This window comes from Streptomyces populi (assembly GCF_002911015.1).
Taxonomy (GTDB): Bacteria; Actinomycetota; Actinomycetes; order Streptomycetales; family Streptomycetaceae; genus Streptomyces; species Streptomyces populi.
The window spans coordinates 21,171-40,446 of record NZ_KZ626866.1; the positions used below are offsets into that span (position 1 = coordinate 21,171).

At 71.1% G+C, this 19,276-nt stretch carries 15 protein-coding genes; 5 read left to right on the top strand and 10 right to left on the bottom strand.

Annotation, left to right across the window (positions count from 1 at the left end; all coding sequences use genetic code 11):
• Positions 1–3 precede the first annotated feature (3 nt).
• Both CW362_RS16115 and CW362_RS16120 read left to right on the top strand, forming a co-directional pair.
• Positions 4–1,506, top strand: coding sequence for a metallophosphoesterase (locus tag CW362_RS16115; RefSeq protein WP_103550152.1), 1,503 nt, complete (start codon positions 4–6; stop codon positions 1,504–1,506).
• 145 nt (positions 1,507–1,651) lie between these two features.
• The gene (locus CW362_RS16120; protein WP_103550153.1) at positions 1,652–3,208 is read left to right on the top strand and encodes an ABC transporter substrate-binding protein; all 1,557 of its coding nucleotides are present in this window, start codon (positions 1,652–1,654) and stop codon (positions 3,206–3,208) included.
• A 105-nt stretch (positions 3,209–3,313) separates the two neighbouring features.
• On the opposite strand, the gene CW362_RS16125 is transcribed toward CW362_RS16120, so the two are convergent.
• The 3 genes from CW362_RS16125 to CW362_RS16140 form a co-directional block, all read right to left on the bottom strand.
• Positions 3,314–5,644, bottom strand: coding sequence for a sulfatase-like hydrolase/transferase (locus tag CW362_RS16125; protein WP_240657820.1), 2,331 nt, complete (start codon positions 5,642–5,644; stop codon positions 3,314–3,316).
• Between the two features lie 261 nt (positions 5,645–5,905).
• Positions 5,906–7,381 carry a sensor histidine kinase gene (locus tag CW362_RS16135; RefSeq protein WP_103550155.1) on the bottom strand — a complete coding sequence of 492 codons (1,476 nt, stop codon included), beginning with the start codon at positions 7,379–7,381 and terminating at the stop codon, positions 5,906–5,908.
• The gene (locus tag CW362_RS16140) at positions 7,378–8,067 is read right to left on the bottom strand and encodes a response regulator transcription factor (RefSeq protein ID WP_103550156.1); all 690 of its coding nucleotides are present in this window, start codon (positions 8,065–8,067) and stop codon (positions 7,378–7,380) included. The genes CW362_RS16135 and CW362_RS16140 overlap by 4 nt, the downstream gene beginning before the upstream one ends.
• A gap of 160 nt (positions 8,068–8,227) precedes the next feature.
• Between CW362_RS16140 and CW362_RS16145 the strand changes: the two genes are divergently transcribed.
• The gene (locus tag CW362_RS16145) at positions 8,228–10,642 is read left to right on the top strand and encodes an MMPL family transporter (RefSeq protein WP_103550157.1); all 2,415 of its coding nucleotides are present in this window, start codon (positions 8,228–8,230) and stop codon (positions 10,640–10,642) included.
• Positions 10,643–10,701: 59 nt separating this feature from the next.
• Here CW362_RS16145 and CW362_RS16150 read toward each other — a convergent pair whose 3' ends face one another.
• From CW362_RS16150 to CW362_RS16160, 3 genes are all read right to left on the bottom strand, one after another.
• Positions 10,702–11,403 carry a TetR/AcrR family transcriptional regulator gene (locus CW362_RS16150; RefSeq protein ID WP_276313669.1) on the bottom strand — a complete coding sequence of 234 codons (702 nt, stop codon included), beginning with the start codon at positions 11,401–11,403 and terminating at the stop codon, positions 10,702–10,704.
• Positions 11,404–11,532: 129 nt separating this feature from the next.
• Entirely contained in the window at positions 11,533–12,048 is a 516-nt protein-coding gene (locus CW362_RS16155; protein WP_103550216.1) for a thiol-disulfide oxidoreductase DCC family protein, read from the bottom strand.
• Between the two features lie 5 nt (positions 12,049–12,053).
• On the bottom strand, positions 12,054–12,461 hold the full coding sequence (locus CW362_RS16160) for a hypothetical protein (RefSeq protein WP_103550158.1): 408 nt from the start codon (positions 12,459–12,461) through the stop codon (positions 12,054–12,056).
• A gap of 41 nt (positions 12,462–12,502) precedes the next feature.
• Between CW362_RS16160 and CW362_RS16165 the strand changes: the two genes are divergently transcribed.
• Positions 12,503–12,985: a hypothetical protein gene (locus CW362_RS16165; RefSeq protein ID WP_240657821.1), complete on the top strand. Its 483-nt coding sequence runs from the start codon at positions 12,503–12,505 to the stop codon at positions 12,983–12,985.
• Positions 12,982–15,447 carry a DUF4132 domain-containing protein gene (locus CW362_RS16170; protein ID WP_103550159.1) on the top strand — a complete coding sequence of 822 codons (2,466 nt, stop codon included), beginning with the start codon at positions 12,982–12,984 and terminating at the stop codon, positions 15,445–15,447. The genes CW362_RS16165 and CW362_RS16170 overlap by 4 nt, the downstream gene beginning before the upstream one ends.
• On the opposite strand, the gene CW362_RS16175 is transcribed toward CW362_RS16170, so the two are convergent.
• The 4 genes from CW362_RS16175 to CW362_RS16190 all read right to left on the bottom strand — a co-directional run bounded on the left by CW362_RS16175 (position 15,448) and on the right by CW362_RS16190 (position 19,271).
• Positions 15,448–16,059: a Uma2 family endonuclease gene (locus CW362_RS16175; RefSeq protein ID WP_103550160.1), complete on the bottom strand. Its 612-nt coding sequence runs from the start codon at positions 16,057–16,059 to the stop codon at positions 15,448–15,450.
• Between the two features lie 163 nt (positions 16,060–16,222).
• Positions 16,223–17,002, bottom strand: a complete 780-nt coding sequence (locus tag CW362_RS16180; RefSeq protein ID WP_103550161.1) for a succinate dehydrogenase iron-sulfur subunit — start codon at positions 17,000–17,002, stop codon at positions 16,223–16,225.
• Positions 17,002–18,756 (bottom strand): succinate dehydrogenase flavoprotein subunit, encoded by a 1,755-nt coding sequence (gene sdhA / locus CW362_RS16185; RefSeq protein WP_103550162.1) that lies wholly within the window; start codon positions 18,754–18,756, stop codon positions 17,002–17,004. Before sdhA ends, CW362_RS16180 begins: the two co-directional genes overlap by 1 nt.
• 23 nt (positions 18,757–18,779) lie before the next feature.
• Positions 18,780–19,271 carry a succinate dehydrogenase hydrophobic membrane anchor subunit gene (locus CW362_RS16190; RefSeq protein ID WP_103550163.1) on the bottom strand — a complete coding sequence of 164 codons (492 nt, stop codon included), beginning with the start codon at positions 19,269–19,271 and terminating at the stop codon, positions 18,780–18,782.
• Between the last annotated feature and the right edge of the window lie 5 nt (positions 19,272–19,276).

Genomic DNA, 19,276 nt, shown 5'->3' on the forward strand with positions numbered 1-19,276 from the left:
GTCATGGTCATCTTGTTCGTTTCGGCGGCCCTGCTCGCCCTGGCCGTGCTCGGCTGGCTGCACTGGTACGCCTGGCGCCGGCTGGTGCGGGACACCACGAGCGGCCCCGGACCGGTCCGCCGTCTGGGCGCGGCCGTCTTCGTCGCCGGGCCGCTGCTGATGGTCGCCGCCGTCGCGAGCGAGCGTGCGGGCGCCCCCTTCTGGCTCCAGCGGACGCTGGCCTGGCCCGGGTTCCTGTGGATGCCCCTGGCCCTCTACCTCGTGCTGGCGCTGCTGGCCGGGGAGTTCGTGCGGCCGGTCCTGAGGTGGGCCGGGGCGCGCCGGGCCGCCGGACGGCGGAGCACCGGGAGCGCCGCCTCCCCCGCCGTGACCGGGGGGACGGGACCGCGCGAGAGCGCGCGCTCCGCCTCCGGCGCGGCACCGACGGCGGAGGAACGGCCGGAACCTGCCGGGTCGCCGGAACCCACCGGGGCGCTGGAATCCGCTGGGCTGACGGGACTCGCCGATCCGGAGGTCCCGCCGGAATCGGCGAAGTCGGCCGAGCCTGCGGGACCGGCCGAACCTGCGGGACCGGCCGAACCTGCGGGGTCGGCCGAACCCGCGGGACCTGCTGAGCCTGCGGGGTCGGTCGAATCCGTGGGCGAGGTGGGGGCGGCTGGATCGGCGGAGGCCGCTTCCTCGCTGTCGCGGCGTCTGTTCGTCTCGCGTGTCGTGGGTGGCGCGGCCGCGGCCGTCGCGGTGGGGACCGTGGGCTACGGGACGTACGGCGTGCTGCGCGGGCCCGCGGTGAAGCGGGTCACCGTGCCGCTCGCCAAACTGCCCCGGTCCGCCCACGGTTTCCGGATCGCCGTCGTGAGCGACATCCACCTCGGACCGGTGCTCGGGCGCGGCTTCGCCCAGAAGGTCGTCGACACCATCAACTCCACCCAGCCCGACCTGATCGCCGTCGTCGGTGACCTGGTCGACGGCAGCGTGAAGAACCTCGGCCCCGCGGCCGCTCCGCTCGCCGGACTGCGGGCCCGGCACGGGGCCTACTTCGTCACCGGGAACCACGAGTACTTCTCCGGGGCCGAGCAGTGGATCCGGGAGGTGCGGGAGCTGGGGATCCACCCCTTGGAGAACGCGCGGACCGAGCTGGCCGGCTTCGACCTCGCCGGGGTGAACGACCTACAGGGCGAGAGCGAGGGGCAGGGGCCCGACTTCGGCAAGGCGCTCGGAGACCGGGACACGACACGTGCTTGTGTGCTGCTCGCCCATCAGCCGGTGCAGATTCATGAAGCGGTACGCCACGGGGTCGATCTCCAGTTGTCCGGCCACACCCACGGCGGGCAGCTGTGGCCGGGGAACCTCGTCGCGGCCGCGGCCAATCCGACGCTCGCGGGACTGGAGCGCTACGGCGACACGCAGCTGTACGTCTCCCGGGGCGCGGGAGCCTGGGGGCCGCCGACCCGGGTCGGCGCGCCCTCGGACATCACGGTCGTCGAGCTGGCGTCACGCGAAGCCTGAGAATCCCCTGTGAAGCGGGACGGAAAAGATCATTCGCATCGGACCCGAGCACTCTTCCCGATTCCCTTCCCCGGCCGAAACTCCTGTGATTAGGTGATCCGCGTCACTGGGGAGTGGCGTGCGGGGCGCTTGGGGGAGGGCACCGATGCGATCGGTTCGCTTATGGGTTCTGGCGGCGCTTCTCGTCCTGGCGGGCGTGAGCGTGGCCGGCTGGCAGCTGATACCGGCGAAGGGGAACGGCAACCGCACCATCACGGTGGGCACGACGGACGACGTCACCTCGCTCGATCCGGCAGGCGCCTACGACGCAGGATCCTGGGCCCTGTTCAGCAACGTCTTCCAGTCGCTGCTCACCTTCGAGCCCGGTGGCGCCAAGCCCGTTCCGGACGCCGCCAGGAGCTGCGCCTTCACCGACTCGGGGCTGCGCACCTACCGCTGCACGCTCCGTGACGACCTGACGTTCGCGAGCGGGCGCAAGGTGACCGCCGCGGACGTGAAGTTCTCCTTCGACCGCGTCAAGCGCATCAACGACGAGGTGGGGCCCGCCTCCCTGCTCTCCACCCTGGACGGCGTGGACGCGAGCGGCCTGACCGTCACCTTCCGTCTCTCCTCGGCCGACGCGACCTTTCCGTTCAAGCTGGCCACCGGCGCCGGGTCGATCGTCGACAGCACCCGCTACCCCAGGCGCAGCCTGCGCACCGACACCGGAGCCGACGGCACGGGGCCGTACGTCCTGAAGACGTACACGAAGGGCACGAAGGCCGTCCTCGCCCCCAACCCCCGCTACAAGGGCGCCGTCGACGACTTCGGCAGGCCCGTCGTGCTGCGCTACTACGCCAACTCGCAGGCCCTGGAGGCGGCCTGGAAGGAGAAGCGGCTGGACGTCGTGGCCCGCCAGCTGCCGCCCGCCCTGCTCGCCGGGCTCTCGCCGAGCGACCCCGCGCAGCGCGTCACGGAGGTCGACAGCGCCGAGACCCGCAACTTCGTCCTGAACGTGCGCGCGCGTTCGCCGTTCCACGACCCGCGGGTACGGCAGGCCCTCGCCTCGCTGGTCGACCGCGAGAAACTGGTCGACCGGACGTACAAGGGGACCACCGAGGCGCTGTACGGGCTGATCCCGGCGGGGATCACGGGGCACGCGACCTCGTTCTTCGACGACTACCCGAAACCGGACCCCGAGAAGGCGCGGGCCCTGCTGACCGAGGCCGGGGTCTCGCTGCCCGTGCGCTTCACCTACGGGTTCGCCGAGGGGCGGGGCGCCGCGGGTGAGGAGGCCGTCGAGCTCAAGCGGCAGCTGGAGCGGGACGGGCTGTTCAAGGTGACGGCCGAGGGGTTCGAGTGGACCGACTTCCAGAAGCGGTACGCGGCGGGCGGACTGGACGCCTGGGCGGTCGGCTGGGTCGCCGACTATCCCGACGCGGACACCTTCGGCGCGCCGCTCGTCGGCACCGGCAACAGCATGAAGAACGGCTACAGCGACAAGAACGTCGACCGCCTGATCCAGGAGACCCAGGACGACGCGGACCGGAGCCGTACGGCGGAGGCGTTCCAGCAGCTCCAGGCGGTCGTCGCCCGGGACGTCCCGCTGATTCCCCTGTGGCAGCGCAAGGAGTACGTCATCAGCACCGAGGACATCAGCGGCGGCGAGTACCTGTCCGACGGGACCGGAGTCTTCCGCCTCTGGCAGCTGAGCTGGCTGTGACGCGACGGCCGTGATCGCCGCGGCCGTCGACGACACGGCCGCGGGCGGCGGCCGACGGCTCTCGCCGTGACCACCGCCCGCGGGACGGAGAGGGGACCGGTACCGCTAGGGGTGCGGAGTGGAGCCGTACGCCGTCAGGAAGCGGTCCCGGAAGGAGTCCATCTTCCACACCGGGGCGTCGTGCTCGGGCTGTAGACCGTCCGTCCAGCCCCAGTCGGCGATCTTTTCGAGCACCTTCGGGTCCTTGGCGACGATCGAGACCGGCACGTCGCGGCTGGCGTGGTCGCCGCTGACCCGGGCGATCGGCTGGTGGTCGCCGAGGTAGATCAGCACGGTGTTCTCGTTGCCGTGCTTCACCAGGAAGTCGATCAGGCTCGTCACCGAGTACGAGATCGACTTGCCGTACTCCACCTTCGACTTCGGCGAACTGGTGATGATGTCACCGGGCCTCTTGCCGGCCTTCTCGATGGCCTTGTAGACCGATCCGTCGCCGACCTGGTCGTCGGGGACCGTCTCAGGGATCGGCGCCCAGGGCTGGTGGCTGGAGGTCAGGATGATCGTCGACATCAGCGGCTTGTCGTGCTTCTTGCTGTGCACCAGGCGCTCGTACGCGGCCAGGGCGTACTGGTCGGGCATGGTCGACCAGCTGAACTTCGGCCCCTTGTAGCCGAGGTGCTTGGAGTCGTAGAGCTTGTCGATGCCGTAGAAATTCTGCTCGGGCCAGCCCTTCTGGATGCCCGGCATGACGCCCACGGTGTCGTAGTCGCCGGTCTTCTTGAAGGCGCCGACCAGGGTCAGGTGATCGCCCGCGGTCACGGTGCGGTAGCGCTGCTGGTTGCTGATCCACAGGCCCGACAGGAACGTCGAGTGGCCGAGCCAGCTGCTGCCGCCGTACGTCGCCGAGGTGAGCCAGCCGCTCTTCGCCGCGAAACCGGCCTGGGTCAGCTTCTCGTTCTCGGCGGTGAGCGTCGCGTCGACGCCCGGCGCCATGACCGGGTCCTCGATGGCACTGCGGCCGTAGCTCTCGATGAACGTGACGATCATGTCCTTGCCGCGCAGATCGGTGAGGAGCTGGCTGGGCGGCGTGTTCGCGAAGTTGTCCTTCTTGGCGACCTTCGCGAACTCGGCCTCGTCCCGCAGCGTCTGCCGCACGGCCTCCGCCCGGTCCTGGACCACCGTCGTGGTCTGCTCGGAGGCTATGGGCACCCCGGTGTTCTGCACGCCGAGGGTCGAGCAGGTGACCCAGGCGACGGCCAGGACCAGCGTCGTACGGGTCGCGTTCTGGGTGTTACGGGCCGCCAGGTTGCCCAGCCGCACGACCGACAGCGTCATGAGGGCCAGTACGGCGATCACGAGCGCCACGGCCAGGGCCGCGATGCCGAGCGCGCCGCCGTGGCCGAACGTGTCCTGGAGGTAGGACTGCGCGTCGGCGAAGAGCGCCCAGTCGAGGATGACGTTGAAGCCCCGCCCGAGGTATTCGTTGAACCCGATGTCGAGGATGTTCAGGACGGTCAGGACGCCCAGGGCGAGACCGGCGAGCACGGACAGGGCGATCCGCGGCACGCGCGGCAGGAGGATCAGCAGCGCGGCGCCGATGATCGCCTCCACCGGGAGCCGCAGGAACTCGGCCGGCTGGAACTTGTCCGACTGGCTCGGCATGAGCAGCGCGAACAGGACGAGCGCGGCGGCGAGGACGCTCGTGGTCCACGCGAGGGTACGGGCGGCGACGGGATACCGGTCCCGCCACCCGCGCCACCGGCCGCGCACGGGCGGCTCGTCCCCCGGGGGCTCCTCACCGTCACCGGCCCCTGCCCCGAGGGCCGCGTCCGGGGCTTCCCCGGCCGGGTCCCCGGCCGGGTCCCCGGCCGGGTCCGGGTCCGGGACGCTGTCCGCGTCCGAGCCGGCCTCGACGGGCTCTTCCGCCCCGGCTTCGGCTTCGGCTTCGGCTTCGGTCACCGTCCCGGTTTCGGCTTCGGTCTCGGTCACCGTCCCCGCCTCGGGTCCGGTCACCGTCCCGGCCTCGGCTTCGGGCTCGGGTTCGGTCACCGTCCCGGCCTCCGGTGCGGTCTCGGCCGCTGTTCCGACGGCGCTCGGAACCGCCTCGGCGGAGCCGTCGGCCGGGGCGTCCGCTTCGGCCCGGTCCCCGGTTCCGGCGGTGTCCGCCGGGGCACCGGGGACGGCTTCCGCCGCGGTCCCCTCCGGGCCGCCGGAGCCGATCGAGGCGGCCCCGTCGGTCTCGGGGGCCGCCCCGGCCGCTGCCTCTCCCTCACCCGAGGCGGCGGCGTCCTCGTCCGCGCCCGTGTCCGTGGCCTCGCCCGTGTCCGTGGCCTCGTCCGTGTCCGTGGCCGCGTCCGCGAGCGGTTCCGGCTTCGTCTCGTCGCGCGGAGGCGCCTCGTCCGTGTTCGGCAGCTGTCGAGAGTTCGTTGTGAACGACAACCCGGCGGTCCTTCCGTGCGATGCGCGGTGGTGACATGGCGGCCGATCGGAAGTGACCGATTCGCCCTCATCGTGGTGTACGGGACCGTGGCGACCCGTGTTCAACCGCCTCGGTCAGCTTTTGTTCAAGTCCGTTTCCGCAGGTCGCAGTGTATGGGCGAGAGTTCCCCGGCCCGCACGGCGGCACCGGGGCGCCACCGGTCCCACGGCGCCCGCACCGCTCGGCGGCCGTGCTCCCGAGCGTCCCGGGTGTCCGCGCCGTCACCCCGCCGACGCGTACCCGCGCCGGACCGGCAGCGTCACCGTCACCGCCAGACCCTCGCCGGGTGCCGTCCGCACCGCGACGGTCCCCCCGTGCGCCCTCACCACGCCCTCCACGATGGCCATGCCGAGCCCGCTGCCCGCGCCGCCGCCGGTCCGGAAGAAGCGGTCGAAGACGCGCGCCGCGTCCTCCTGCGCGAGCCCGGGGCCCTTGTCCGCGACACACAGCCGCAGGACACCGTCCGTGCGCTCCAGGCCGAGCCGCACGGGCACGTCGCCGGGCGTGTGGGTGCGCACGTTGCCCACGAGGTTGCCCAGCACCTGCCGCAGCCCCGACTCGTCGGCCCGCACGAGCAGCGTGCCGTCGGCGTCCACGGTGACCGGCCGGCCGGGCTGCTGGGCGCGCAGGTCCTCGGCCGCGTCCCGCACGAGCCGGCTCAGGTCGACGTTCTTGAAGCGCAGTTCGGGCCGCTGGTCGAGGCGGGCCAGGGTGAGCAGCTCGTCGACCAGCCGGCCCATGCGGTCGGCCTCCGCGTTCATCCGGTCCCAGGCCCGCCTGCGCTCGACGGGATCGGTCAGCATCCCCTTCTCGTACAGCTGGAGGTAGCCGCGTATCGCCGCCAGCGGGGTGCGCAGTTCGTGCGAGGCGTCCCCGACGAACCGGCGCAGCTGGGCGGCGCTGTCCTCGCGCGTCCGGTAGGCCGACTCGACCTGGTGCAGCATGGAGTTGAGCGCGAGCCGCAGCTGTTCGACCTCCTGGGTCGGATGGTGGCTGGAGGGGACGCGCCGGGTCAGATCGCCCTCGGCGATGGCGGACGAGGTCTCCACCATGGCCTCCAGCGGCAGCATCCGGCGGCGCACGCTGAACATCGTCAGGCACGCGAGGAGCGCCAGCAGCAGGGTGCCCACGGCCAGGTCGAGCTTGAGCGCCTTCGCGATGCCCTTGTGCAGTCCGTCGGTCGAGGCGGCGAACAGCACGTACGTCCCGTCGGCGAGGCGTGCCCCGGTCGCCCGGTAGGCGGCACCGCGCACGGTGATGTCGCGCGGGTCGTCGGCGCGGGCGAGGGCGGCGGGGTCGTCGACGGCGGCGGCGAACGCGCGCTGTGTCCCGTTGGGCTGGATGCCGGCCACGTCGACGGCCTCGCCGTTCCGGTCGACGGCCGCGAAGACCGAGTCCGGCCTCGACGACTCGTCCGCCGCGGGGCCGATCCGGTCGTGCACGAACGCGAGGACGCTGAGCGTGTCGATCTGGCGCATGGTGAGCTGTGAACCGCCCAGCGAATTGCGGGTCTTGAGGAGCTGGGCGTCCACCTGGTCGAGCAGGTAGTGCCGCATGCCCATCAGGCTCACGGCGGTCGCCACCACGATGCCCAGGGCCAGCAGCCCCACGTTCGCGATCGTCAGTTTGCCGCGCAGCGAATGGACGCCGTGCCGGGAGCGCGACGGCCGGCAGGCGGGCCGGAGGGGCGGCCTCACGCGAGCCCGTATCCCACGCCCCGGCGGGTGTGGATCACCGGCGGACCCAGCGGTTCGAGCTTGCGCCGCAGGTAGCTGATGTACGTCTCGACGACCGTCGACTCGGCCGGGTGCTCGTACTGCCACACGTGGCGCAGGAGTTGCTCCTTGGGCACGATCCGTCCGCCGTTGCGGACGAGGAAGCGCAGCAGCGCGTACTCCGTGGGGGTGAGCTCGACCGTGGTGCCCGCGCGGTGGACCTGGTACGTCGTCTCGTCCAGCTCCAGATCGCCGTAGCGCAGGGGCGGGCGCTGCGGCAGGACGTCGTCGGGCCGGGTGCGGCGCAGGACGGCGGTGATCCGGGCGACGACCTCGTCGATGTTGAACGGCTTGGTGATGTAGTCGTCGCCGAAGCCGAGCGCGCCGACGATCTCGGCCGGCGCGTCCCGCGCGGTGAGGAAGACGACGGCCAGGTCCGGCTGCCGCAGGCGCAGTTCACGTCCGAGCGCCCGGCCGTCGCCGTCCGGGAGCATCACGTCGAGCAGCGCCGCGTCGGGGCGGGTGCGTTCGGCGAGGGCGAGCGCATCGCGGACGCATCCCGCGGCCATCACCTCGAAGCGGTGGTAGCGCAGCGCGATGGTGAGGACGTCCGCGATGCTCGGCTCGTCCTCGACGACGAGGACGGTGGCTCCCTCGTGAGCGGTCATGTCCCCAGTATCGGACGGGCCGTCGGCGGCGGGGGCCGATCGTGCCTTGGAGTTCCTTGAGAGTCATGGGCGGGTCGTGTCCCCCCGCGCGTGCGGCCGCGAATCCTGGTGTCCAGGACCTGGGGGACCGACCGACTAAGGAGCGTTGAACGTGGCGGTATTGGCACGGTGGTGCTATCGGCACCGGCTGGTGGTCCTGTTGCTGTGGGTGGGTGCGCTGTTCGGGCTCGGTTTCGCGGCGACCACCGCGGGCACGGACTACGCGAACGTGTTCTCCCTTCCGAACACGGACTCCAAGCGTGCGTACGACCAGATGGAGAAGGCCTTCCCGAACAGCGCGGGGGACACCGACACGGTGGTGTGGAAGGTCGCGGACGGCACGGTCAGGGACGCCTCGGTGCGGTCCCGGATGCAGCCGGTGCTGGACGAGATCGCCGGCATGAAGGGCGTGGGCCAGGTCGCGGGGCCCTACCAGGGGGAGCGGGGCGCCGCGCAGATCAGTGAGGACGGCCGGATCGCGTACGCCCAGATCACCTTCGCCGAGCAGGCGAACGCCGTTCCCAAGGACCTGGTGCAGAAGGTCGTCGACACCGCTCAGGACGCCGAACGAGCAGGTCTGGAGGTCGAGTTGGGCGGCCAGGCGATCCAGCGGGTCCAGGAACCGCCCACCGGGCTCGCCGAGATGGTCGGCATCCTGGCCGCGGCGGTCGTCCTCTTCCTCGCCTTCGGTTCGCTGTTCGCCATGCTGCTGCCGATCGGCATCGCGATCTTCGGGGTGGGCACGGGGCTGTTCTCCACGCAACTGCTCAGCCACGCCACGGACATCCCGGACCTGGCCCCGCTGCTGGCCACCCTGATCGGCCTCGGCGTCGGCATCGACTACGCGCTGTTCATCGTCACCCGGCACCGGCGGGGTCTCCTGCGGGGCCTGGAGTCCGAGGAGTCGGCGGTCGTCGCCCTCAACACCTCGGGGCGGGCGGTGCTGTTCGCGGGCGGCACGGTGTGCATCGCGCTCGCGGGCATGCTCGTGACGAACCTCCGCTTCCTGGACGGCGTGGTCATCGGCACCTCCCTGACCGTCGTGTTCAGCGTGCTCGCGGCCATCACGCTGCTGCCCGCGCTCCTCGGCGTCCTCGGCACCCGGGTGCTCAGCCGCCGCCAGCGGCGCGAGCTGGCGGCGAAGGGCCCGGAGCCGGAGCGGGCGAGCGGGGTCGCGGCCCGCTGGTCGACGGGCGTGCAGCGGCGCCCCCGTACGGTCGCGGTCATCGCGCTGGCCGTGATGGCGGTCCTCGCGGTCCCCGTCCTGTCGCTGCACCTCGGCGCCACCGACCAGGGCAACGACGACGCCAAGACCACGACCCGGCAGGCCTACGACCTGCTGGCCGAGGGCTTCGGGCCCGGCTTCAACGGCCCGCTCCAGGTCGTCGTGACCGCCGGTGACCCGGGCGCCCTGGCGAAGGGCATCGGCACCACGCCCGGGGTCGCCGCGGTCGCCGCGCTGCCGCCCGCGCACGGGGTGACGGTGATCCAGGTGGTCCCGACGACCTCGCCGCAGTCGGTGAAGACCGACGATCTCATCGACACCCTGCGGGACCGGGTGATCCCGGACGCCGGAGCGACGGCCCACGTCGGCGGGGTGACCGCCGTGTCGAAGGACTTCGCCACGATCACCGGCGACCGGCTGCCCTGGTTCGTCGCCACGATCATCGGCCTGGGCTTCCTGCTCCTGCTGATCGCCTTCCGCTCCCTGGTGGTGCCGCTCACGGCCGCGCTGATGAACCTGATCGCGGCCGCCGCGTCCTTCGGCGTCCTGGTCGCGGTCTTCCAGTGGGGCTGGGGCCTGGACCTGCTGGGTCTCGGCAAGGAGGGGCCGATCAACGCCTTCCTGCCCGTCATCATGCTCTCGCTGCTCTTCGGCCTGTCCATGGACTACCAGGTGTTCCTGGTGAGCCGGATGCACGAGGAGTGGGTGCACACGAAGGACAACGCGCGGGCGGTGCGCGTCGGGCTGGCGGAGACCAGCCGGGTCATCAACTCGGCCGCCCTGATCATGGTGTGCGTCTTCCTCGCCTTCGTCCTGAGCGGTGACTCGGGGGCGGCGATGGCGGGGGTCGGCCTCGCGGCCGCGGTCGCCCTGGACGCCTTCATCCTCCGTACGGCCCTGGTCCCCGCCGCGATGCACCTGCTCGGCAACTCCAACTGGTGGCTGCCCGGGTGGCTGGACAGGCGGCTGCCGCACCTGGCGGTGGAGCCCGCCGAGGAGCCGTCGGAGGACGAGGCCCCGGCCGGGGGCGGGGCGTCGGCCGTGCACGGGTTCGTCCGGGACGCGGAGGGCGAGGCCGTCGACGGGGCGGTCCTCACGCTGCTGTCCAAGGGCGGCCGTCAGCTGGACCGGGTGACCTCGCTGGCCGACGGTTCCTACATCGTCTCGGTCCCGGCCCCGGGGACGTACCTGCTGTCGGCGACGGCCCGTTCGTACGGGGCGCGGGCGCAGCACGTCGTCGTCACCGACGAGCCGCTGGTGCACGACGTGGAGCTGGCGCCGGGAGAGGTGGACGCCGACGCGGTCAACTGAGGCCGCAGGCGGCCGGATCGTTCCGGTGCGACGGGGGTGCCCGCCACGGCGGGCACCCCTCAGTCCGTCGTCCCGGCCGTCCGTGACGGGCCCTGTTCCGACTTCTTCGCCGGGTCGGGCAGGGCCTTCGTCATCCCCGGCAGGAAGTCCGTGAACAGCTCGTGCACCTCGTGGACGAGGGGCCGCAGGAGCCGGAACCGGGCCAGCGAGACACCGCGCGCCGTCAGACGCGCGCCGCGCTCGGCGAGCCGGTAGCTGCGCTCGCGGCTCTCGGTGCGGTCGAAGACCCAGTACAGGACGAGCCCCATCTGGGAGAGCCACATCAGCTCGGGCAGCACCTCGCGCAGTTCCTCCGGCACCTTGGTCTTCGCCCCGGCCAGCACTTCCTTGTGGACGCTGATGGCCTCCAGGCGCGCGTGCTCCGACTCGGGGGAGAAGGGGCTGAGCGGGCTGTCCGGGTCGGCGGCGTTCTTGAAGAACTGCACGGCGAACTCGTGGTACGGCGTGGCGATGTCCAGCCACACCTTCAGCACGCCGCCCAGCCGGGCCTCCAGGTCCGTCTCGCGCTCCAGCACGTCCCGGACCGCCTCCTGGTGTTCGGCGGCGATCCGGTCGTAGAAGCCCTGGATCAGGTGCTCCTTGCCGGCGAAGTAGTAGTACGCGTTGCCGACGGAGACCCCGGCCTCCTGGGCGATGGCCCGCATCGTCGTCTTGTCGTACCCCCGCTCCTGGAAGAGCCGCATCGCGGTCTCCAGGATCAGGGCCCGGGTCTGTTCGCTCTTCGCCGGGCTCTTCGCCTCTTTGCCGGGGGACTTGGCGGGCTCGGGGGCGGCGGGCCCGGAGGGGCCGATGGGGCCGGGGCTGTCTGTCGGTGCTGGCACAGGACGAGCCTAACGACTGGGAACGGCCGGGCACCCGCCGCCGTCACAGGCGGGCGGCTCGAAGGTCCATCCGGCGACCGGGTCGTAGCTCCAGCCGTCGCCCCACTCGTACGCGCCGCCGCCCCACCGCCGGCGTGCCTGCGCCTCGCGCCACTTGGCGGCGGCGAGGGTCGCGCCCCGGGCCAGCCGCGCGCCCGTGGGAGTGCTCAACCGGTGGGCCAGCGCCCGGTACTCGCGCAGCGCCCACAGGGTGACGATCCAGGCGGCGGCCCCCTGGTAGACCTGCCCGGCGTCCCCCACGACGGTGATCTCGTCCAGGGTGGCGCGGTGGTCGAGGCGCGGGTAGCTCCGGGCGGCCTCCTCGGAACCGGCCGGCACGAACCGCAGCGGTACGAGCTGGGACTGCCCGGCGAGCCACTTCTTCAGGAAGGCGCACAGCGAGCAGTTCGGGTCATAGAGGACGGTGAGCCCGAGGACCGGGACGCTCGCCGCGTCCCGGTCCCCGGTGGCCGGTGTCCCGGTCACCGTCCTCACGCCCCGGCCGTGGGGGCGGCCCAGTCCGTCGGCCGCACCGGCGGCGTCTGCTCCCGCTCCATGACGCCCCGCCGCCGGATCTTGTTGAGCGCGTAGACGTTCCCCAGGTGCATGACACCGAGCACCAGCAGGACGACACCCAGCTTGGTCGACAGGGCCTCGAAGATCCCGCGGGCGTCGGTGATCTCGTCGCTCTGGTGCAGATAGAGCGCCACGAAGCCGAGGTTGACGAGGTAGAAGCCCACCACCAGCAGGTGGTTGACGGCGTCGGCGAGCTTCTCGTTCCCGTGCAGGACGTCCGACAGGAAGATCCGTCCGTTGTGGCTCAGTGTGCGCGCCACCCAGACCGTCAGCGCGATGCTGACCAGCAGGTAGATGACGTACGCGACGACTGTGAGGTCCATGTCCCCACCCCTTCTTGAACGCGTTCAAAACGCTGTCTGAGATGAATGTAGACCTCCTTTTGAACATGTTCAAGTCGGATCCGGGGGGCTCGATCGCCGGTTGTCAGTGGGGGCTCGTACTGTTCGTCGGCATGGGAATGGTGACGTTCGTCGACGAGACGACCAGTGGGACCCGGGGCGCGGGCTGGGGGATCGAGATCGCCGAGGAGCGGCTCGCGGTGCGCGAGCTGATCCGGCGGCGGGTCTTCCAGGAGGTCGCCGAGTACAACGCGAGCATGCCCACGGTCTTCCAGGGGCTCGTGCAGCCCGAGGACACCGAGCGCGTGCTGAACGGCTACGCGCTGCGCACACCCCGCCGGATAGACCCGGAGGCACAGAGCGAACTCGCGCTCAGGGCCTTCGAGGGGAACGGCTTCCTGGTGCTCGTGGGGGAGCGTCAGGTCACCGATCTCGACGAGGAGATCGAGCTGGTCCTGGGCACCGAGGTCACCTTCCTCAAGCTCGTCGCGCTGGTGGGGGGATGACGATGTCGAGCACCAGGAAGCTTCTGGAGTGGATCCGCTCGAACGCGGCCGACGGCAACATGGGCGGACTCGCCACCGACCTCCTGCGGGCCGCGCTGGTCAACACGGCCCAGTGGGGCGGCGGTTGGGAAGAGCTCCTCGGCCTGCTGGGCGAACTCCCCGCCGACCAGCGGGAGAGGCTGGCCGGCGCGCTGGCGGAGGGCTACCCCACGGTCGGCAAGCGATCGGAACCCCGCAACCACGTGCTGACCATGCTCGCCGCCATCTCCCACGGCCTCCCCGAGTACCCGCTCGCCGACGAGCGGGCGACCCAGCTCGCGGAACTCGGCCGGCAGAACACCATCTGGTACGCGACGCGGCTGGACGCCGTGGCCGAGGCCGAGCTGGCCGCCGGCCGGACGCTGGATCCGGCCGTCGTCGCGGCCTTCCGCCGCAGCGGCACGGACGCCTACCGCCACGGAGTCTTCGCCGACCTGCTGAAGAAGATCACGGAGCCCGTCCTCAATGTCGGCGAGGAATGGGCCGAGCAGGCCATGCGGGACGCCTCCACCCCCGACGGGCAGGCCCTGCTCACCCATCTGCTGACGGCCACCACCTCCAAGCCCTCCGCCAGGTGGGAGGGGAAGGCCGCCACCCTTGTCGAGGCCCTCGGCGCCGAGCAGGTCCGTGCCCACGCGGTGGCCTGGCTCGCCCTCGCCGGCCGCCCCCGGACGTTCCGACTGGCCGGTCAGGCCTACGGCGCGGACGTGAACGAACTCTACGACCCCTACAACGCCAACGCCCTGCGCGGCCTCGCCTGGCTGGTCTCCCTCCTGCCGCCCCATCCGGACACCGCACGGGCCCTCGGCGCGCTCGTCGAGACCTCCCTGAAGAAGGTCACCGGAATCGGCCCGCGCAACCCGAAGGTCGCCAACGCCGGTGTCATCGCGCTCTCCCGCGTCGACGGCGAGGCCGCCCTGGCCGAACTGGCCCGGCTGGCCACCCGGGTGACGTACAAGGCCACGGCCAAGCTCATCGACGGCTTCCTGGAGGCGAAGGCCGCCGCCCTCGGCCTCAGCCGGGAGGAGATCGAGGAACTGGCCGTCCCCTCCTACGGGCTCACCGGCGTCGGGCAGGCGCGCCACGAACTCGGCGAGACCACCGCGCTCCTGGAGGTCCGGGGCGCACGCGCCGTGCTGGGCTGGCGCAACGCGAGCGGCAAGGCCGTCAAGAGCGTGCCCACCGCCGTGCGGCGCGACCACGCCGAGGAGCTCAAGGAGCTCAAGGCGGCCGTCAAGGACATCGACAAGATGCTCTCGGCGCAGACCGAGCGCCTGGACCGGCAGTTCCTCGCCCGGCGCACCTGGGCGTACGACACCTGGCGCGAGCGCTACCTCGACCACCCGCTCGTCGGCACCCTCGCCCGCCGCCTCCTGTGGACGGTCGACGGCACCCCGGCCGGCTTCGCGGACGGCGAGCTGCGCACCCTCACCGACGACCCCGTCACCTCGGGCGCGGAGGTCACCCTCTGGCACCCGGTCGACCGCGAGCCCGCCGAGGTCGTCGCCTGGCGGGACTGGCTGGAGCGGCACGGGATCACCCAGCCCTTCAAGCAGGCCCACCGCGAGGTGTACCTCCTCACCGACGCCGAGCGCGCGACCGGCACCTACTCGAACCGCTTCGCCGCCCACTACGTGCGCCAGCACCAGTTCAACTCCCTGGCCGCCGTCAGGGGCTGGCGCAACAAGCTCCGTCTCTGCGTCGACGACGAGGCGCCCCCGGCCACCCGGGAGCTGCCCCGGTGGGGCCTGCGCGCCGAGTACTGGATCACCGGCGACGGCGAGTACGGCGAGGACACCACCGAGTCCGGCAGCTATCTGCGGCTGCGCACCGACCAGGTGCGCTTCTACCCGCTCGACGCCCCCGAGAACTCGGCGCACTGCTACGGCGGCGAGTACCGCATGTGGCTGGGCCCCGACGAGGACCCCGTCGAGCCGCTGCCGCTCACGGAGATCCCGCCGCTCGTCCTGTCCGAGGTCCTGCGCGACGTCGACCTGTTCGTCGGCGTCGCCAGCGTCGGCAACGACCCGACCTGGCAGGACGGCGGTCCCGGCGGCCGCTTCCAGGAGTACTGGACGTCGTACGGCTTCGGCGACCTGACCGAGACCGCGCAGACCCGCCGCGCCCTGCTCGACCGGCTGATCCCCCGGCTGGCGATAGCCGACCGCTGCACGCTGGAGGGCCGCTTCCTGCACGTGAAGGGCGAGCGGCACACGTACAAGATCCACCTGGGCTCGGGGAACATCCTGATGAGCCCGAACGACCAGTACCTGTGCATCGTCCCGAAGTCCGCCGCGACCGCGCCCCAGGCCGGCTACCTGCCGTTCGAGGGCGACCGGATGCTGGCGGTGATCCTCAGCAAGGCGATGCTGCTCGCCGACGACCTGCGGATCACGGACCCGACGATCCTCAGCCAGCTGTGATCAGGGTGCCGGTTCGAGGCCGCCTGCCGTGAGGATCTCGGCCACGTCGAGGGTGACCTTGGCGCCGAGGGAGTCGGGGAGAGTGACGATTTCGCCGGGGGCGTGGATGCGGTGGTTGCCGTATCCGCCCCCGGCCGGGTCGGTGAGCACGTGGAGGCGCTGGTGCCTGCGGTCGACGACGACGTAGACGGGCACGTCGGCGCCGGCGTACGCGGAGACCTTGGTGCGCAGGTCGGACTGGTAGTTGTTGGACGTGACTTCCAGGACGAGGCGGAAGGCAATGGGGTCGTAGCAGTTGTTCTCGACGAGGTGCTCTTGGAAGTCGGCGTCCACCAGAGCGAGGTCCGGGACGGCGTAGTCCTCCGAGCCGGACGGCAGCCAGAGCCCGATGCCCTGGAGTACCTGTGACTCCGTTCCGTGCAGTCCGGCTGCCAGGAACGGGAGCATGAGGTTGGTCAGCGCGCTGGCGTGGGCACCGTCCGGCGGCGGGGACGCGAGGATCTGGCCTCCGACGATCTCGACTCGGTAGCCCGGGTTGCGGTCCATGAGACGGTTCGCCTCCGCGATCAGCGGACGGTCGTCGTGGGGCCGCTCGACGGATGCTGCGGACATCACGTGCCTCCTGTGGGCTGGTGTCGAGAGCATCATCGTAGGCCCGGCGACCTCCCTGAGCTGTGATCGGTCCGTTTCATCCGTTCGTGGCCCCGCACGTGAGTGGGCCCCGCTTCCGGAGGGAAGCGGGGCCCACACGACGTACAGGCTGAGGGCGAAGACCTCAGATGCGGCGCGTGATCAGCGCGCGCTTGACTTCCTGGATCGCCTTGGTGACCTCGATACCGCGCGGGCAGGCGTCCGTGCAGTTGAACGTGGTGCGGCAGCGCCACACGCCGTCCTTGTCGTTGAGGATCTCCAGGCGCTGCTCCCCGGCCTCGTCACGCGAGTCGAAGATGAAGCGGTGGGCGTTCACGATGGCGGCCGGACCGAAGTACTGGCCGTCGTTCCAGAACACCGGGCAGGACGACGTGCACGCCGCGCACAGGATGCACTTGGTGGTGTCGTCGAACCGCTCGCGGTCCTCGGCCGACTGCAGACGCTCGCGCGTCGGCTCGTTGGTGTCCTTCGTGATGAGGAAGGGCATCACGTCGCGGTACGCCTGGAAGAACGGGTCCATGTCGACCACGAGGTCCTTCAGCACGGTCAGGCCCTTGATGGCCTCGACCGTGATCGGCTTCGCGGGGTTCAGGTCCTTGATCAGCGTCTTGCAGGCCAGGCGGTTCTTGCCGTTGATCCGCATGGCGTCCGACCCGCAGATGCCGTGCGCGCAGGAGCGGCGGAACGTGAGCGTGCCGTCCTCGTCCCACTTGATCTTGTGCAGCGCGTCGAGGACACGCTCCTTGGGGTCGATCTGGATCTGGAAGTCTTCCCAGACCGCGTCGGCCGAGACCTCCGGGTTGAACCGGCGGATGCGGAACGTGGCGGTGATGTAGGGGGAGTCGGCGAAACCGGGCTCGGGTGCGCCCGCGGCGTCCGCCTTGTCCAGGGTGGGAGTAGCCATCAGTACTTACGCTCCATCGGCTGGTAGCGGGTCTGGACGACCGGCTTGTAGTCGAGACGGATGGACTCGGTGCCGTCCTCGCCGACCTCGCGGTACGCCATGGTGTGGCGCATGAAGTTGACGTCGTCGCGGTTCGGGTAGTCCTCGCGGTAGTGACCGCCGCGGGACTCCTTGCGGGCGAGCGCGGAGACGGCCATGACCTCGGCCAGGTCGAGCAGGTTGCCCAGCTCGATGGCCTCCAGCAGGTCCGTGTTGAACCGCTTGCCCTTGTCCTGGACCGAGACGTTCTTGTAGCGCTCGCGGAGCTCCGCGATCTTCTCCACGGCCGTCTTGATCGTCTGCTCGGTGCGGAACACCATCACGTTGGCGTCCATGCACTCCTGGAGCTCCCGGCGGATCTCGGCGACCCGCTCGGTGCCCGTGGAGGCGCGCAGGCGCTCGACCTGGTTCACGACCTGCTCGGCCGGGTTCTCCGGCAGCTCCACGTAGCCGGCCTTCGCCGAGTACTCCGCGGCCGCGATGCCGGCCCGGCGTCCGAAGACGTTGATGTCCAGGAGCGAGTTCGTGCCGAGACGGTTGGCGCCGTGCACGGAGACGCAGGCGACCTCGCCGGCGGCGTACAGGCCCGGGACGACGGTGGTGTTGTCCGAGAGGACCTCACCCTCGACGTTCGTCGGGATGCCGCCCATGGCGTAGTGCGCGGTGGGCTGGATCGGGATCGGGTCCGTGTAGGGCTCGATGCCGAGGTAGGTGCGCGCGAACTCCGTGATGTCGGGCAGCTTGGCGTCGAGCTGCTCCGGCGGGAGGTGGGTGAGGTCGAGGTAGACGTGGTCGCCCTCGGGACCGCAGCCGCGGCCCTCACGGATCTCCGTGTAGATGGAGCGGGACACGACGTCACGGGACGCGAGGTCCTTCATGACCGGCGCGTACTTCTCCATGAAGCGCTCGCCGTCCTTGTTGCGGAGGATGCCGCCCTCACCGCGGGCGCCCTCCGTCAGCAGGATGCCCATGCGCCAGATGCCGGTCGGGTGGAACTGGAAGAACTCCATGTCCTCCAGCGGCAGCCCGCGGCGGTAGACGGCCGCCTGGCCGTCACCCGTCAGGGTGTGCGCGTTGGAGGTCACCTTGAAGAACTTGCCGGTGCCGCCGGACGCGTAGATCACGGCCTTCGCCTGGAAGACGTGGATCTCGCCGGTCGCGAGCTCGTAGGCGACGACGCCCGCCGAGTGCTTGACCCCGTCGACCTCGACGATGAGCTGGTCGAGGACGTAGAACTCGTTGAAGAACTCCACGCCCTCCTTGACGCAGTTCTGGTACAGCGTCTGGAGGATCATGTGGCCGGTGCGGTCCGCGGCGTAGCAGGACCGGCGGACCGGGGCCTCGCCGTGGTTGCGGGAGTGACCGCCGAAGCGGCGCTGGTCGATCGTCCCGTCGGGCGTCCGGTTGAACGGCAGGCCCATCTTCTCCAGGTCGAGGACCGAGTCGATGGCCTCCTTCGCCAGGATCTCGGCGGCGTCCTGGTCGACCAGGTAGTCACCGCCCTTGACCGTGTCGAAGGTGTGCCACTCCCAGTTGTCCTCCTCCACGTTGGCGAGCGCGGCGGCCATGCCGCCCTGCGCGGCGCCCGTGTGGGAGCGGGTGGGGTAGAGCTTCGTCAGCACGGCGGTGCGGCTGCGCTTCGTCGCCTCGATGGCGGCGCGCATGCCGGCGCCGCCGGCGCCGACGATGACGGTGTCGTACTTGTGGATCTTCATGAGTGGTTGCCTCAGCCCCGTGCCTAGCGGATGTTCGGGTCGAAGGTGAAGATCACCAGCGTGCCCAGCAGGATCGTGAACACCGTGGCGGTGTACAGCAGGCCCTTCAGCCACAGGCGCGTGTTCGTGCGCTCCGCGTAGTCGTTGATGACGGTACGCAGGCCGTTGGAGCCGTGCAGCATGGCCAGCCACAGCATCGCGAGGTCCCAGGCCTGCCACCACGGGCTCGCCCAGCGGCCGGCCACGAAGGCGAAGCCGATCTTGGAGACGCCGCCGTCGAGGACGAGCTGGATCAGCAGGTGGCCGAGGACCAGGACGACCAGGACGATGCCGGACAGGCGCATGAAGAGCCAGCCGTACATCTCGAAGTTGCCGCGGGTCGACTTCGGGGTCTTCTTGGTGCGCTTGCGCGGGGCCTCGATGAGCGGGGCCGGGTTGTCGACGCTGTAGGCCGAGTGGTCTCCGGCGCCCTCGACGGGGCCGATGCCGGAAGCGGCGGTGTCAGTAGTGGACATCTGCG

Coding starts and splice junctions, on each gene's coding strand:
- CW362_RS16115 (WP_103550152.1), top strand. CDS start 4: ATGGTCATCTTGTTCGTTTCGGCGGCCCTGCTCGCCCTGGCCGTGCTC.
- CW362_RS16120 (WP_103550153.1), top strand. CDS start 1,652: ATGCGATCGGTTCGCTTATGGGTTCTGGCGGCGCTTCTCGTCCTGGCG.
- CW362_RS16140 (WP_103550156.1), bottom strand. CDS start 8,067: ATGACCGCTCACGAGGGAGCCACCGTCCTCGTCGTCGAGGACGAGCCG.
- CW362_RS16160 (WP_103550158.1), bottom strand. CDS start 12,461: ATGGACCTCACAGTCGTCGCGTACGTCATCTACCTGCTGGTCAGCATC.
- CW362_RS16165 (WP_240657821.1), top strand. CDS start 12,503: ATGAATGTAGACCTCCTTTTGAACATGTTCAAGTCGGATCCGGGGGGC.
- CW362_RS16170 (WP_103550159.1), top strand. CDS start 12,982: ATGACGATGTCGAGCACCAGGAAGCTTCTGGAGTGGATCCGCTCGAAC.
- CW362_RS16175 (WP_103550160.1), bottom strand. CDS start 16,059: ATGTCCGCAGCATCCGTCGAGCGGCCCCACGACGACCGTCCGCTGATC.
- CW362_RS16180 (WP_103550161.1), bottom strand. CDS start 17,002: ATGGCTACTCCCACCCTGGACAAGGCGGACGCCGCGGGCGCACCCGAG.
- sdhA (WP_103550162.1), bottom strand. CDS start 18,756: ATGAAGATCCACAAGTACGACACCGTCATCGTCGGCGCCGGCGGCGCC.
- CW362_RS16190 (WP_103550163.1), bottom strand. CDS start 19,271: ATGTCCACTACTGACACCGCCGCTTCCGGCATCGGCCCCGTCGAGGGC.